The organism is Variovorax sp. AC103 (assembly GCF_979254005.1).
On sequence record NZ_CEEDFC010000020.1, the window covers coordinates 1 to 14637 of the forward strand.

General features: G+C 63.1%; 13 protein-coding genes. 5 read left to right on the forward strand and 8 right to left on the reverse strand.

Going from position 1 to position 14637, the window contains the following annotated elements:
- Positions 1 to 472 precede the first annotated feature (472 nt).
- The 4 genes from AC0IYU_RS25020 to AC0IYU_RS25035 all read left to right on the forward strand — a co-directional run bounded on the left by AC0IYU_RS25020 (position 473) and on the right by AC0IYU_RS25035 (position 4741).
- Complete coding sequence (locus AC0IYU_RS25020; RefSeq protein ID WP_472122358.1) at positions 473 to 709, forward strand: hypothetical protein; 237 nt, start codon at positions 473 to 475, stop codon at positions 707 to 709.
- 1187 nt (positions 710 to 1896) lie between these two features.
- Positions 1897 to 2550, forward strand: a complete 654-nt coding sequence (locus tag AC0IYU_RS25025; protein WP_472122361.1) for a TetR/AcrR family transcriptional regulator — start codon at positions 1897 to 1899, stop codon at positions 2548 to 2550.
- Positions 2547 to 3860: an MFS transporter gene (locus AC0IYU_RS25030; protein WP_472122391.1), complete on the forward strand. Its 1314-nt coding sequence runs from the start codon at positions 2547 to 2549 to the stop codon at positions 3858 to 3860. The genes AC0IYU_RS25025 and AC0IYU_RS25030 overlap by 4 nt, the downstream gene beginning before the upstream one ends.
- The gene (locus AC0IYU_RS25035) at positions 3857 to 4741 is read left to right on the forward strand and encodes an SMP-30/gluconolactonase/LRE family protein (protein WP_472122393.1); all 885 of its coding nucleotides are present in this window, start codon (positions 3857 to 3859) and stop codon (positions 4739 to 4741) included. Before AC0IYU_RS25030 ends, AC0IYU_RS25035 begins: the two co-directional genes overlap by 4 nt.
- Positions 4742 to 5762: 1021 nt before the next feature.
- On the opposite strand, the gene AC0IYU_RS25040 is transcribed toward AC0IYU_RS25035, so the two are convergent.
- The 4 genes from AC0IYU_RS25040 to xseA form a co-directional block, all read right to left on the reverse strand.
- Positions 5763 to 5900: a hypothetical protein gene (locus tag AC0IYU_RS25040; protein WP_472122396.1), complete on the reverse strand. Its 138-nt coding sequence runs from the start codon at positions 5898 to 5900 to the stop codon at positions 5763 to 5765.
- Positions 5901 to 6394: 494 nt separating this feature from the next.
- Complete coding sequence (locus tag AC0IYU_RS25045; RefSeq protein WP_472122399.1) at positions 6395 to 6721, reverse strand: hypothetical protein; 327 nt, start codon at positions 6719 to 6721, stop codon at positions 6395 to 6397.
- A gap of 25 nt (positions 6722 to 6746) precedes the next feature.
- Complete coding sequence (xseB, locus tag AC0IYU_RS25050) at positions 6747 to 7034, reverse strand: exodeoxyribonuclease VII small subunit (protein WP_472122402.1); 288 nt, start codon at positions 7032 to 7034, stop codon at positions 6747 to 6749.
- Positions 7031 to 8770, reverse strand: coding sequence for an exodeoxyribonuclease VII large subunit (gene xseA, locus AC0IYU_RS25055; protein WP_472122405.1), 1740 nt, complete (start codon positions 8768 to 8770; stop codon positions 7031 to 7033). The genes xseB and xseA overlap by 4 nt, the downstream gene beginning before the upstream one ends.
- A 243-nt stretch (positions 8771 to 9013) precedes the next feature.
- Between xseA and AC0IYU_RS25060 the strand changes: the two genes are divergently transcribed.
- On the forward strand, positions 9014 to 9748 hold the full coding sequence (locus AC0IYU_RS25060; protein ID WP_472122407.1) for an H-NS histone family protein: 735 nt from the start codon (positions 9014 to 9016) through the stop codon (positions 9746 to 9748).
- A gap of 875 nt (positions 9749 to 10623) precedes the next feature.
- Here the strand turns inward: AC0IYU_RS25060 and virB11 are convergent.
- From virB11 to AC0IYU_RS25080, 4 genes are read right to left on the reverse strand one after another with little or no spacing between them, the layout of a single operon-like run.
- Positions 10624 to 11694, reverse strand: coding sequence for a P-type DNA transfer ATPase VirB11 (gene virB11 / locus AC0IYU_RS25065; RefSeq protein ID WP_472122410.1), 1071 nt, complete (start codon positions 11692 to 11694; stop codon positions 10624 to 10626).
- Complete coding sequence (locus AC0IYU_RS25070; RefSeq protein WP_472122413.1) at positions 11691 to 12926, reverse strand: TrbI/VirB10 family protein; 1236 nt, start codon at positions 12924 to 12926, stop codon at positions 11691 to 11693. The genes virB11 and AC0IYU_RS25070 overlap by 4 nt, the downstream gene beginning before the upstream one ends.
- A 4-nt stretch (positions 12927 to 12930) precedes the next feature.
- On the reverse strand, positions 12931 to 13716 hold the full coding sequence (locus tag AC0IYU_RS25075; RefSeq protein ID WP_472122415.1) for a TrbG/VirB9 family P-type conjugative transfer protein: 786 nt from the start codon (positions 13714 to 13716) through the stop codon (positions 12931 to 12933).
- Between the two features lie 23 nt (positions 13717 to 13739).
- The gene (locus AC0IYU_RS25080; protein WP_472122418.1) at positions 13740 to 14540 is read right to left on the reverse strand and encodes a VirB8 family type IV secretion system protein; all 801 of its coding nucleotides are present in this window, start codon (positions 14538 to 14540) and stop codon (positions 13740 to 13742) included.
- Between the last annotated feature and the right edge of the window lie 97 nt (positions 14541 to 14637).

Sequence of the window (14637 nt, forward strand, 5' to 3'; positions counted from 1 at the left end):
CATTTGCGACTTCAGTTCGCGTACGGAGGGAAGGCGATCGTTCGCTTTCAGGCTACCCGCGCGAATGCGCTGAGCGAAGTTGTCAGCAAGCTTCTCGTAGCGGTTCATGGGGATCTCCTTCTGATACGGTCGTTCGGGACTGCTCCCAAGATTGTCATATCAGACGTTGGCGTGCCCCGGAGCGACTATCGGCCTCTCCGCATCTGATACGGAAATTTTCAGCCGATCTGGTTCTGTACGTATCAGCCTGGAAGATGAACACTCGACAGCACGATGAGAGTGCTTCTGTGGTGCCGGCAGACGGCTCCGTCTTGCGACCCAGGTCTTGCGTGCATTTTGAGGCGCCCCGCGCACGACCATTTAGCCACCACAACTGTTTTGTTCGATCGGTTCTCCGTTTTTTATGGGGCTATTGAACTACTCGCCGCACTCGGGCAATTCGCCGTCTGTCACGATTAATACTCTTTAAATCATGAATTCAATCCCTATCTCTTTTGTTATTTTCAAGGTCCTCGTGCTCAGCGTCGGCATGTATTTGGCCGTCAAGTGGCATTACGATCGAGGTCAGAAAGACAAGAATCAAAAGACAGCTGCAGTGTTGCTGACATCCATTAAGGTGGGCGCGGCGTTCGTCGCTTCTGCGTTCTTTGTGCTGTTCCTCACTTTTGAATTTTGCAACAGGATGGGTCTTGACCTAACCATGCGGTGATTGAAAGTTTTCGGTCGATACCCCGAATACAGTGCAACTAAAGGCACTAGCCTTTCTGCGACGAACCTCGACACGACGGCGCGGTATTTGCCTAGCATGCCGACGTGCGAGGCGCGAGCTTGGACAGCTTTCTAAAGTACCTCCAGATACCTTTTAAGCCGTAAACAGATGTCCAAAAAATACAAGAAAATATTTCAGAACTTCAAAGTAGTCAGCATGATGCTCCGAAAATTGCATAATTGGGAAACATGACTAACGATGGCCAACTTGGTTCAAACTCTAGCGGAAGAGATCTCGTTTGATTTGATGCATTGAGATACTTTCACGGCATATTGCCGGACGGTACGGTCGACTGACCAAACTGCACCGCCGTCCAACTGTTTCGCCGACAGGAAGACCAAACGGCTCCAGGGCAGATGACCCGGCTCGACATTGCGCTGGAGGCGATACGGATTTCCCACCCCGAGCAACGGCCGCGGAAGTACCTCTGCAAGAGCTGGCGAGAACTCCTGAAACGGTCCGGGCAGTTTCACGTTCGCTATGAAAAAGGAACCTGTGAGCAGCAGGGCATTACTTGGTACCGGAGCTTGAATCTCAGCGAGCTCCTCGGGGCGCCGGCATAGTCGGTGCAACGATGGACGCTCAGCCCCTCAGCCAATTCACCGGGGGGCGGGAGGCAACGCCGACGAGTTCGCTGGTTGCCGCTGGCGACATAGTGGCTATCTCACGCAGGTTCTGACGAGTACATTGTTTAACATAACACGCATTGCTTAAATTGTGAATGTGGCGAATGAATAGTGATGTCCCCGAATGCGCCAGTGATTTGGTTCCCGAAGGCGCTGTCGTCCCAGCAATCACCAACTCGCGCCGGGCGTTGCCAAGCTCGCCTTTGGCCTGGAAGGGCTCGCTACGCAGACTTCGGCGCCACTGGCCTGCGAGAAGCTCGGCGAGCGCAATTTGGCTGACGCTGGGGATGGAGCCGGTGCGCAGGCTGTGAACGCAGCGGGACTGTCGACGCGCGCAAGCAGGACGCCAGCGGCATGCCTCCAGAACTCTTGGTAGTCCAAATTTCTGTCCGCACCCTCCACATCTGGCGAGACGAGTCCCGCTCCGCGACTCGGTAGATACCCTGATTGGCCGTTGATGTACTAACTAGTACATTCCTGTGTACCAATCAGTACATAAAAATGCCCATCCCCCGCATCGTCAATCCCGAAGCCAATCGTCAGAACATCATCGATGTGGCAACGGCCGAGTTTTCCGCGCACGGCTTGGCCGGCGCACGCGTCGATGAGATAGCCAGCAAGACTGACTGCAGCAAGCGCCTCATCTACTACTATTTCGGAGACAAGGAAGGTCTGTACTCGGCCGTGCTCGAAAGCGTCTACCGCCGCGTACGCAGTGTGGAGAGCGAACTCGACTTCGATCACGTCAACCCCGAAGAAGCTATGCGCCGCATGGTCGCCTTCCGCTTCGACCATCATTTCGAGAACCGCGATTTTGTCCGGCTCGTGACCATAGAGAACATCCACAACGCGCGCTTCCTGCAACAGTCATCGGTCATCCGCGAGCTGAGCGCGGCCGCCGTCGAGCGCGTGGCACTCATCTATCGGCGGGGCGTTGAAGCGGGCGTGTTCCGCAGCGGGCTGGAGCCGGTCGACATCCACTGGCAGATCAGTGCGATGAGCTTCTACAACGTATCCAACCGCGACACCTTCTCGGCGCTGTTCGACATCCAGCTCGATGCGCCCGACGTGGTAGCGCGCCTGCGCCGCAACGTCATCGACACCGTGCTGCGCTTCGTGGCCCGCCACCCTTCTTCAACGAACACCGAGACATGAACTCCACCACCGCCACCGGCGCTGCAGGCGCCACAACCACCGAGGCGCCGACGCGTGCGCGGTTCGGCATTCTCGCGCTGCTGGCCACCGGCACGATGATCAACTACCTCGACCGCACCGTGCTCGGCATTGCCGCGCCTACGCTGTCGAAGGATCTGGGGCTATCGCCTGCCGTCATGGGCTTCGTGTTCTCGGCCTTCGCGTGGACTTATGCGGCCGCGCAGATCCCAGGCGGTGTGTTCCTCGACCGCTTCGGCAACAAGCTCACCTACTTCCTGTCGCTGACCTTCTGGTCGCTGTTCACGCTGCTGCAGGGTTTTGCAACCGGGCTCTACAGCCTCGTTGCGATGCGGCTGGGCCTGGGCGTGTCCGAGGCGCCCTGCTTCCCCGCCAACAGCCGCATTGTGAGCACGTGGTTCCCGCAGAAAGAAAGGGCGCGCGCCACCAGCATCTACACCGTGGGCGAGTACGTAGGGCTCGCGTTCTTCAGCCCGCTCCTGTTCTACATCATGGGCATGTATGGCTGGCAGGCGCTGTTCATCATCGTGGGTGCCGTGGGCCTCGCCTTCGGCGTCGTGTGGTGGGCCTGTTATCGCGAGCCGGGAGACAGCCGCTGGGCCAACCGCGCCGAGCTCGACCACATAGCAGCCGGAGGCGGGCTGGCCGCACGCCGCGAGCAAACGGTGCCCTTTTCATGGGCCAACGTGCGCCTGCTGCTGTCGTACCGCCAGATTTGGGGCGCGAGCATCGGCCAATTCGCGGGCAACGCGACGCTGGTGTTCTTCGTCACCTGGTTCCCTACCTACCTGGCCACCGAGCGCCACATGGGCTGGGTAAAGGTGGGCTTTTTCGCGGTGCTGCCTTTCATCGCGGCCGGCGTGGGCGTGATGTTCGGCGGCTGGCTGTCGGACAAGCTGCTCACGCGCACCGGCTCAGCCAACCTCGCGCGTAAGCTGCCCATCGTGGCGGGCCTGTTGCTGGCCTCGACCATCGTGGCCGCCAACTACGTCGACCGCGACGAAGTGGTCATCGCCATCCTGTCGCTCGCCTTCTTCGGCCAAGGCATGGTCGGCCTGGGCTGGGTGGTGATCGCCGACATCGCGCCCACGACGCTCATGGGCCTGACGGGCGGCATCTACAACTTCATGACCAACCTGTCTGGTATCACCACGCCGCTGGTGATTGGCTTCATTGTCGGCGCGACGGGCTCCTTCGTCTGGGCACTAGCTTTCATGGCGGTGCTGGCGCTGCTGGGGGCGCTGTCGTACATTTTCCTGCTCGGCGACATCCGCCGCATCGAGCTGCCATGACCGGCGACGTGCGTTGCCTCGTCAGCGCCCGTGACCAACTCGGCGAAACGCCGATCTGGTGCCCGCGCACCCAACGCATCTGGTGGATCGATATCGAGCGTCCGAAGCTGCAGTCCTTCGACGAGCGCATATGCGAGCACCAGGTGTTCGAGTTTCCGCAGAGCACCTACCTTGGCAGCCTGGCGCTGCACCGGCAAGGCGGCTTCGTGTTGGCGCTGGACAACACGCTCCACCGCTTCGACCCTGCCACGCGGGCGCTCCAACGCATCGCCGAGATTGAGCCCATCGACAAGGGCACCCGCCTGAATGACGGCCGCTGCGACAGCCGGGGCCGTCTCTGGATCGGCACCATGGACGCCGCCATCGAGAAACCGCTCGGCAGCTTCTACCGCGTCGAGCCCGACGGCACGGCGCACTGGCTGTTCGACGACATCATCGTGACCAACTCCGTGTGCGCGTCGCCCGACGGCCGCACGCTCTACATGTCGGACACGCGGCGCTTCAAGCTGTTCGCGTTCGACGTCGACGTGCATAGCGGCGCGCTGTCGAACAAGCGCGTGTTTGTCGACTATGCCGACCAGTGCGGCCGCCCCGACGGCGCCTGCGTCGACAGCCAAGGATTTGTGTGGAACGCCGTGTTTGCGGGGCACCGCGTGGTGCGTTATGCGCCCTCGGGCGCGGTTGACCGCGTCATCGAGCTGCCCGTGACGCACCCTACCTGCGTGTGCCTGGGCGGGCCCGACCTGAAGACGCTTTATATCAGCACGGCCACCAAGATGATCCCGCCCGAGGTGCTCGCGAGTGAGCCGATGGCCGGCGCCCTGCTGGCAGTGGAGGTCGATGTGCCAGGACTACCTGAAGCGATGTTTGGCACGGCCTGAGGCGGCGCTCTGCAAGCCGCGGCATCGGCGAGAAGCTCGCTGCCTTGCCGCGTTCGATCGGATCGGATCGGATCGGATCGGATCGCCTTCGCTTTCGCTTCATGTCGTCTTCCGCCCCAATCGTGTTTTCACTCCGTTCATCGAGTGGCGTGCCACCATAGTTCGTCCCCGTGGACCGGTGCGCGGGAACAGCGGCGGCGCGGTGCCGAGCCATTATTGCAAGAGTTAGGGTTTACCCTATAATCGACGCAACTGTATTTATCCCCGGAGTTCCAAATGTCCGCGCTCTTGCTCTGCCTCGTTGCATTGGCCGCCGTCGTCTTGTCGGGTTTTGTGACAGCGAAAAAGCTGGACGAACTCCACTGACCTGACCACGAGGTCCCGTCCCTGTTGTCTCCTCCATCGTCTTTCGATGGATTGGCCTCCGCGCAGCGATGTGAGGAGGTTTTTTGGGGAGGCACGTCGCGGGGTCCCCTGCTCACGCGGTTGGGTTTCACCGTCCGCATCGCGCGCGCTGGTCACATTGAAACTGTCACGTGAGTCGACGAACGATGCAGCCGCAGCCGCATCGGAAGCGGTCAGTCGGTCACCAGAGCTGTCTGCCCTGCCCTTCGAACCTCCAGCCATTCGAGCCGGCGCCCACCACATCGAACGATCAGTCAGCCATCCGCTGCCGCGCCGTTGGCCGAGATACAGGCAGATGGCGATCGACGGCGAGTCTATGGGGCGTCGGCACTATCGACTGGAGCTGACCACGTCATTTGCCCTCCATCACAATCGCCCCGGGTGCAGAAAGCTCTATCTGCGTCTGCTTCTGGCAGGCGAGGCGACGACCGTTGCAGATGCGTGCGCAGCGCAGGCCGCCCTCATCGACGCCAGATCGCAAGGAAATCGCGGCTCCCGTTGACTGCGCGCGAAAACAGCCATGGTGGAGTGGTCTTCTCGTTCGGCAGTTGCCAAATGGGCTTCTGCGCATGCACGCGCTCATTGCCAACGAAGATGTAGTCCTCGCACGATGCAATCAGCGAGGCCTCGTCCACACCGGTGAGGCTTCCGCCTGCTCCGGGCGGTCCGGATCGAAACGGTGGGTGACCGAGCATGCGACCACGACCTGCGGCCAGTACTTGGCCACGGCGGCGACAGCATCGAGCTTGTCCACGTGGTCGCCTTAGCGGATCGTGGGCTGCCCAAGTTCGTCGTGTACGACGTCATGCCCTCATCTTCTTGCTGCCGATTGTCAGTGGCAGGGATGGACAAGGCGTGCGCCAGACCGCCATGTCCGGAACCGATCTCGATGGCGGTTCTGCCTGCGATGCGAGATCTGAGAAAGTCACAGAGCTCGTGGGTGGGGATGCTGAGCAAGTTCGCACGCACGCCAAACACCAACAGCTCTTGCGCGGTCGTTCTCTCAAGGGTGCAAGCCGGAACTACGCGAAGGCGCCCGCGACCGTAAAGAAGGTCAGTGGATATGTCTCGCACCTTGCTCGTGTAGATGGTGAATACATCCATTAAGGATTTCTGGCTCATGGCTGCAAGGAACACCTCCGCGGGCGTGTGACCGCGCCGAAGCTTTCAGCATAAAGCCGGAATCAACAGGTCGATGCGGGCGCCCTTGCATTGATCCAGGGACCCGGAGGGTGCTTCCTCGCCGTCTCATTTGGCGAGCGCGGCCTGGGCATCGACTCGGTGCTCGTAGCAATACCGGCGTTGATACGCGAGGGCACCCAAACCGACCACCAGTAAGGTGGTGAAGTTGAACTGTTTCGCCGCGCAGATCGGACCTTGTCGAATGCAGACGTCCGTATAGCCACTGGCCGACAGAATTCCTGTCGAAACACCCTCGGCACCAGCAAGGGCTGGCTGTTGTCGCGTTTGGGCGCGGATGGCGGAAGTGGCGCGTGACATCTTCATGGTGACCTTGCTCAGCCGCCTCGTAGCGCAGATGAACATCGCGTTCTCGGAAGAAAAGGCGGATTTCATCGGGATGGGGTACAGGACACATCCGCTAGAAGGGGATGTCGTCGTCCTGCACCTCGGTCGAGGGCGACGGGGAAGCCGGTGGGCTGGACTTCACCGGCGCGGCTTGCGGCGGAACTCCGACACCGGCGCCGTCGAGCGCGGCCTTCAGCGCGGCTTCTACCGCATCGATGCGCTCCTTGCAGACCTTGTACGCCTCGACCGACTCCGTGACGATGGTCAGCAGGTCATCGATGTTCGGGTCTTCCTGGTCGCGCAGGGTTTCCGCATGCTTCTGAAGCACCCCGTAGGCGTCCTTGAAAGTTCTTTGGTTCATGTTGTCTTTCGTGCTCTGGCGGGACTGGCTGCAACCTTGATTGAACCGTCCCTGAATTGAATGTGGAGTGCGCGCGACTGTTCGGCCAGCACGCTCGATGTCACAGGCTGGTCATCGTCATTTCGAACGATCGCAAAACCGCGGTTCAGCGTCTTGGCCGGCCCCTGGCCGGCGACCTCGCGCATCAATGCCTGTGAATTGCGTCGGGCCGATTGCACGGCGTGGCCGGCGCGCTCTCCCAAACGCTGCAGACGGTCGTCGGCCGCCTGTGCATTGCTGCGTGCGACCGCTGTTGTTCGGTCGACCACCGTGTTGAGTGCGACGCGCGTGGCCGCCCTGCCCTCCCCCAGGCTCGCCAGCGCACCAAGGCGAATGTCGGTCATCAACGCAGGCGCCTGCTGTTTGGCCGCTGCGACTGAATGCAACGCATTGGAGCGCACCTCATTGAACTTCGCCAAACTCTGGCGAGATGCGTCGTGCACGTGCCTTACCGAGCTTGCCGACATCGCATGGAGTGCGGCGGTGGTGTCCTGCTTGGCGCGGGCAAGGTGACCGCGCGCGTCAACCCGGATTCCAGCCTCTTGGCGCTCGATCCCCAGCCGTGCGAAGCGCGCCTTTTGCGCCCCGACATTCAGGATCGCGTCGAATGCTGCGCGTGTCTCGGCGACGCGACGCATGATCTGCTGTTCGATGCCGCCGATGACCTTGCTGGGCGTGTCGAATCGCAAATGGGCAACCTCGTCAGGCAGCGTGCTGTCGCGTTCGTGCCCGATGCCGGTCAGCACGGGGACGTCCTGATCGCAGATGAAACGGGCGAGCTCGTAGTCGTTCAGCCAAGCGAGGTCGTTCACGGCGCCACCGCCGCGAATGATCACAATGGCATCCGGGCGGTCGTCCTCCTGCAAGTCCCGAAGCGCGCGTTTGGCGGCTGAGACGATCTCCCGCGCGGCCCCTTCACCCTGGAAGCGGCTGTGCGCATACACAAACCGGCAGACGTCGAACTGTTCCAGCCGTTGGGCTTCCTTCCTGAAGTCGCCCAGGCCTGCCGCGTCTTGCGGTGCGACGACCAGAACGATCCGGAAATCCCACGGCGGCGAAAGTCGGCGATTGCGCTCGAACACGCCTTCTTGCTGAAGCCGGCTCCGGATCTCCTTTTTGCGCGCCTCGAGGTCGCCAAGGGTGTATTCCGAATCGATCGCATCGATCTCCAGGCTGAGCCCGTACTGCGCCTTGAACACCGGCCGGGCGCGCACAAGAAGCTTGATGCCCGCGCCGATCATCGCGCCGGTGGCTCTCTCGAATTCCGGCAGCACGCGCGATGCGGTGGCGGCCCAGATCATGGCGCGTGCACGGGCGATGGGCTGGCCCGCACCGTCCCGTTCGGCGACCTCCAGGTAAACGTGGCCATTGCGCACGGTCGCTTCATTGACTTCCACCATGGTCCAGATGCCGCTGGCGAATGCCTGGGCAATGGTCGATGCGACGCCGTTGAGCAGTCGCGACAACGCGATGCCCTGCTTGGCGCTGGCCAGGCCGGTTTCAACCTGCGATCGGATCGCCAGGCTGGGGCTGGCGCCCGCCACAACTGCGGTGCCTGCAGGCAGCCAGGCAGAGAAGGCGACCAGGTCGACCCCGGCTTCAACATACCAACGCTTGACCGAGCCGTCGAAACGCGCACCGAGCGCCTTGGCCGCGTCCTTGGCTCTGTACGGAACATCGAGGTAATGACGAGACATGAGAGTGAGTCTGGTGGAGGTTGCGCGACCGCGGTTCCGTCGGCAATGAATGGGGGCGCAGTGCTCGTCCTGCATGCTTGAAAGCAATGCGCGCCACCCACAATGTCGCGAGAAAGAACGCCAATTGGCATTGTCGTTGAATGCGCGGGGCGTAATAGATCGGCCCGCAATTGGAACACCGCGAAGCCCCGCAGCCTCCAGCAGCTATGCTCCGCTCTTCAATTGTTCAATAGGACTCTAGGTATGGCACAAACCCTCGCGCAAATTACCAAGCAGATCGAGAAGCTTCAGAAGGAAGCTGATGCGCTGCGTCACGCAGAACTCAAAGGCGTGGTCGATCGCATCAAGGTGGCTATTGCCCACTATGGCCTGACGCCCGATCAATTGGGCTTCGGCAAGCCTGCGGTAAAGAACGCGAAGCCCGCAAAGGCCGTGGCCAAGTCCGACAACAAGACTGCGGCTCCCCGGTTTGCCAATGACGAAGGCCAGGTGTGGTCGGGACGTGGCCCGCGGCCGCGCTGGTTGCGCGAGGCGCTGGCCGTCGGCCGTTCGCTGGACGAGTTCAGCACCGATGCACGGAAGCGCACGTCCACCGCAAGCCCTGAGCCCAAACCACGCAACGTGGGCGCCGTGGTCGTTCCGCCGGCGAAGACGAACGTCGCGGCCAAACGCGCCAAAGCCAGCACCAAGCAGACAGAGATGGCCGCCCTGCCGGCTCCGTCACCCAGCGATGCCGCTGCGGCCCGCACCGCGAGCGCCGTCGCTCCCCAAGGCCCGCGCGGGGCAACGTCAAGTCTTGCGAAACCGGCGAGTGCAAAAAAGGCGTCGGCCACCAATGCGACTCCGGTGTCTGCCAAGCGCGCGCCGCAAGTCAAGGCCAAGCGTGCCAATCGCGTCGTCGCGGCGTCCAGTAAGGGAACCACGGGCGTCAGCGCCGAGAAGTCCAGCCCCGCTGCTCCCGCATCCGCGGCGGCCTGAACCGCTGATCTAGACCGGCTAGGTTTCAGGAGCGGCGCCGCATGCGAGACGTTTTCATGACGTCAGGCGTCCGCGGCGTCGACCTCGGTGTGTGGGCCGCCCCTTGGGCGGGAGCCGACCGTCATGCCTTCGCCTGCTCCGGTTTGACTGACGCTCACGAAGTTCCGAAAGGAAACGCTCGAGCACGTTGCTGCGGCCTGCCCTGCCGGCTGCTGCCGCGAGAACTGCGATTGGGACAATCCGCGACTGTCGGAGGCGGATCAGTTCGCGCGACAAGCTTCTGTCAAGGCGAGACGCACCCGGTGCGATCGGCGACATCGGCCCGTGCTTTTCGAGCTATGGTTTCGACCATCTTAAAATACACTAACGGCATCGGTTTGGTTGGTTGAAGTGCGCAATGGTTGGTGTTCCGCTGTTTGGTGGGTCTGTTTCGTTTGCCGTTAGTGTAATTAACGTCGAAGATTCCCCGTCAACCTGTGAGCGGACGCGGCTTCGCGTTTAGTGAGTCAGGCTTTCAGCAGTGAGAAGTAGCGCGTGCCAATGGCCGCTGGCACCGCTCGTGGGCTGCATCAAAGCCGAACTTCCCGTTGAAGCCCAAGCGGATGCACCGCAGGCCCGTTTCGTCGTAAGTCTCAAGACGGGCACGTAGTTCCGTTCAGGCCCCAGGTCGATCGAGACAAGGCAGGCTGCATCCAGCCGGGTCCACCGAGGCCTCATCCAGTCATACCGATCATGGCCGCGAGGCAGCTTGGACCTGATCGTCAAGCTGACCCATCCCGTGTCCGTCCACCCCTGCTCGCCCGCCGGGTTACAGAGGGATCCTTGCCAAGCATTCCGAGGCGATAGAACATGCCGCGCACCAGGCCTTTCCCGCCTCAGCGCGCGAGCGCGATGGTGTGCATGGGGTCGTAATAGATGGCCGGCACGTGCCGCCCGCACGCCGGATCGAACACCAGCTGAACCACGACATGGACCAGAGCGTGCAGCAGCCGAAGGATGTCTTCCAGACTGAGGCTGCGCCCTTCGTCGGACGTCTTGATCAGCAGAGCGACGCGCAAAAAGGCCTCCCTCGGCGAGTTCGCATGCACGGTCGTGATGCCGCCGGGATGACCGGAGTTCAGGACGTTCTGCACATAGTAAAAGGTCTCGTCGCCGCGCAACTCGGCGAGCATCACGCGATGAGGGGTCTTGCGCATGACCGCCTGAAGCACCTCCTTGGCCGTGGCACCCACAACACGCTCGCTGAACGGGCCATCGCGTCGATAGAACAGCGCCTGCGAATTCGGATGGTTGCGCAGCGGCATCTCGGGCGTGTCCTCCACTGTGACGAGACGCTCCCAGTGCGGAATGAGCTCTATCAGTCCCCGGATGAAGGAGGTCTTGCCGCTGCCCGTGGCCCCCGAGACCAGGATGTTCTCGTGCCCGCACACGGCATGCGCGAGAAAGGCATGCCAGTTGCCCGTGCACGCGAGGCGCCACCGTTCCTGCTGCGCCGGTTCGAGGATGGCGCCAAGGCTCGCACGGGCTTCGTCGGGCAAGCCTGGCGCGAAGACATGCCGCGTGCGCCCGAAATACCCCTGCCGGACGAACTCCTCCAGCGCGAACGGTCGGCTGGTGTGCTTGCGCAGGTTGAGATAGATCATTCCCGGCGCAGCGGTCGGCGGCATCGTCATCTCGACGCGTTCGCCACCCGGCAGGTGGGCGGAGAGGATCGGATGGGTTTCATCGAAGGCCTTGCGGGAGATGTTCGCGAGGTAGCTGCCCAATGTCAGCAAATACTCGAAGGAGACCGTGGGCGCCTCCACCTGCTCCCACTGCCCCTGCCGCCAGAGCTGGACCACACCGGGTGCGTTGACGGCAATCTCGTTGACGCCGGGATCATTCAGCCACGCCTGCAACGCGCGCAGATGCAGCAGGACCGAGATGTAGCGTTCGCCTTCGCTCATGGCAGATCTGGCGCATGCGTCGCGCGCAGTTCGAACACGTCCGAGAAGTCGACATCGCGGGCCACGAAGATCCGGATCACCTCACCTTGGTTCTTGTACAGGCTGGGGCGTACCTGACTGCCCTGTCGCAGCATCTCCTGGACGATTGATTGGGTGGTGCTGTCGGTGTTGCCAAGCTGCGAAAGTGTCCCCTGCGCGCCGATGTTGTAGGTGTCGCCTGTCTGGCTGCCGGCGCGCCGGGCCGCGCGCGCCTCGTCCCTCGCCATGGCCACCTGCTTGGCATCCTCGAACAGCGAGAAGAACACCGCGCCGGCAAAGCGCTCCATCCACTTGTTGTCGACCTGGCCCGAACTCCCGGCCCGCCCCAGTGCATCGGTGCCCGGAGAAGCCAACGGCACGGCAATGAATTTCGGTGTCACCGCGCGCGTCCACAGCGTGAAGATCGTGCTCTGGCCACTCTGAACGCCCGCGGTGTATTCGCCCTCCAGGGTCGTCCCGGCCTCCATCAGCACGACCTTGCCGTCCATGGACATCACCGGCGCACTGAGCACGCATTTGAGGAATCCGGGCTGGTCGGTCCGGATCGCCGTGAGCAAGGTGCAGTCCGGCAATGTGCCCTTGGCCAACGTGAGGGACGGGTTGGCGATCACCGAGGCCCGCGCGCCATGAGTGTCCGTGCCGCTCAGGGCGCGTCCCAACGCCGTGTTGCCGGAGCCAGCCGCAGACCGTGCAGCCACCCCGCCTTCGCCCGGCACGGCGGATGTTCCCATCGCAGCTCCCGCGCCGCCTGCCGCGCCCAGCGCGATGGTTCCCTTGAGCCGGCGCTCGCGCACGCGCTGGGCCAGTGACTCGCCCGACGGCGGCGACGACTCGGACGGCGCTGGCGTCCTTGCGGGCGGGCAGTCCAGGCCCGGCGGCAGGCGCAGCCCCCCGGGGCACTCGATGTAGGCTGGCGATGCGGCGGCCGGCTCGCCCACGGCCATCGGCACGGAGACCTGGGGGATGGTTGTCGGCCGCGCGTCAACCTGCACTTCCCCCTTTGCCGAACGCGCGTGGCCCAGCAGGCCAAAGTAGTTGTTGCGGCTTGCAATGCCCAAGAGAATCAACAGCGTGGCGGCCACCGATGTGGCCACGAGGATGAGCTTCTGTCCCGGCGCCGCCCGACGCGGCGCCTCGACGACGCCATCGCGCTCCTCCTCCGCCAGCGGCTGTTCGTGCTTCGTCCTGAACACGCCCTCACCCTCCCGGCGCGCGGATCACGCGCTGGACCTTGTCGCTCACGGTGCCACCCGGCGGCGACTCGGTCGGCGAGCCGGGCGAGCGATTGGTGATGCCGGCCACCAGGCTCCCGCGACGCAGAAGAAGGCGTTCGACCACCCGGTGCAGCACCATCGTGTCGCCCTCGACATGGAAATCCGTCAAACCCTCGCCGCCATCGGGCTCGATCACGAACGCGGCGGGCAATGGATGCGCCGCCGAAAACGTCATGAAGGTCTGGCGACCGTTGTCGTGCATGGCCAACGGTTGAAGCTCCCGTGCGCCGACGATCCAGTAGTCCTTGTTGAGGCGGCCTTCCAGCGCTGCGCCTGACAGGTCCTTGTTCACCTGCAGCCGTTCGGCCCGCGCCCTGTCGGCGCCGCCTGCCTGCGCATCGCCGGGATATTCCAGACGCACCCAGTACGCGACGTTGCGGGCCGTTCGCGCCGTGGTCCTGAGCACGAAGAGGTAGGCCCGCCGGCTGGTGAACAAGGTCAGGTTGGTGTCGGCCCTCACGTCCTTGGGCTTGACCAGGAACAGGTTGCCGTTGACCGCCGCGTGCCAGGCGTCACGGTCGCCCATCGCGAAGTCGGTGATCTGCTCGCCCGCCGCGAGTTCGATGGTGGTCGCCACGCCTTCGGCCGCGAAGATGCGGATCACGTCGTTGTTCGTGTAACGCACCGTCTGGATTCGCCCGTCGCGCCCCGAGGGCAGCGTCCCGACCTCTGCACCCGCGAGCTGCGAGGACAGTGCGAACACCGCCATCAACGTCGCGTGAAGACCTCGGTTCATCGCAGTCCCGTCAACGCTGCCGAGGCCGATGAAGAGGCCGAGCCTGGATGCTCGTCGCGCGCCTCCCGCGGCGCCGCGGCCGCGCCGGGGCCCGGCAAGATCTGCGGCACGCCCTCCTGATCTCGCCGATAGTTCAGCGCGCAGAAGCCGAAGGCATTGACATGCAGGTCCTTGATCTGGGCCGGAACATTGGATGGGTCGTACTGCACGGTGAGCGTGGCGATGTACCGCGTGCGCACCGGTGCCGCCACGCCGCGCGTGGTTGTCTTGTCGAAGCGAACCTGCGCCACGCGCAGGTCGTCGCGGTCGGTCGGCAGGAACGTCACGTTGAGAATCTCAACGCGCTCGGCGTCAGTCGCACTCATGGTCTTCACCGGCGACTGTGCATTGATCTGCGGGTTGAAGTAGCTGTCCCACTCCGCGCGCACCGGTCCGCACGACATCAGGTAGGCGGTCCTGTAGCTCGCCTCGGCCTCGCCGCGGGTGAAGCCTTCGCGCGCCAGCACGTAGCGCGCAACATCCGACAGGAGGATCTTCTGGTCGCGTGCCAGGCCGATGCGCACCATATCGCCCGGCGCCTGCACATCGTAGGCACCGGTCGCGTTGTCCACCCGGATAACCGCGGGCACGAACTGCTTCAAAGGAAGCAACACGCTGACGCTGAGGATGCTCAGCCCGCTCAGGAACGCACAGACCCAGGCAATCGCCGTGCTGCGCGCGGCTCGCTGCTCCAGCGCCAGCCTGCGTTGCGCATCCCAATCCAGGGCCGTCGCGAAATAGGTCTGCTTGTCCGTCATTTCGGGACTTTCGACGCAGGGGCCACGTTGATGGGTCGGGCTTCCCCGGCGGGCCAACCGGGCGGCGTCTTAGCAACGCTGCAGGCCGCCAGGGCCA

Coding starts and splice junctions, on each gene's coding strand:
- AC0IYU_RS25075 (WP_472122415.1), bottom strand. CDS start 13,716: ATGGCGGTGTTCGCACTGTCCTCGCAGCTCGCGGGTGCAGAGGTCGGG.
- virB11 (WP_472122410.1), bottom strand. CDS start 11,694: ATGAGCGAAGGCGAACGCTACATCTCGGTCCTGCTGCATCTGCGCGCG.
- AC0IYU_RS25045 (WP_472122399.1), bottom strand. CDS start 6,721: ATGAAATCCGCCTTTTCTTCCGAGAACGCGATGTTCATCTGCGCTACG.
- xseB (WP_472122402.1), bottom strand. CDS start 7,034: ATGAACCAAAGAACTTTCAAGGACGCCTACGGGGTGCTTCAGAAGCAT.
- xseA (WP_472122405.1), bottom strand. CDS start 8,770: ATGTCTCGTCATTACCTCGATGTTCCGTACAGAGCCAAGGACGCGGCC.
- AC0IYU_RS25030 (WP_472122391.1), top strand. CDS start 2,547: ATGAACTCCACCACCGCCACCGGCGCTGCAGGCGCCACAACCACCGAG.
- AC0IYU_RS25020 (WP_472122358.1), top strand. CDS start 473: ATGAATTCAATCCCTATCTCTTTTGTTATTTTCAAGGTCCTCGTGCTC.
- AC0IYU_RS25060 (WP_472122407.1), top strand. CDS start 9,014: ATGGCACAAACCCTCGCGCAAATTACCAAGCAGATCGAGAAGCTTCAG.
- AC0IYU_RS25035 (WP_472122393.1), top strand. CDS start 3,857: ATGACCGGCGACGTGCGTTGCCTCGTCAGCGCCCGTGACCAACTCGGC.
- AC0IYU_RS25025 (WP_472122361.1), top strand. CDS start 1,897: ATGCCCATCCCCCGCATCGTCAATCCCGAAGCCAATCGTCAGAACATC.
- AC0IYU_RS25080 (WP_472122418.1), bottom strand. CDS start 14,540: ATGACGGACAAGCAGACCTATTTCGCGACGGCCCTGGATTGGGATGCG.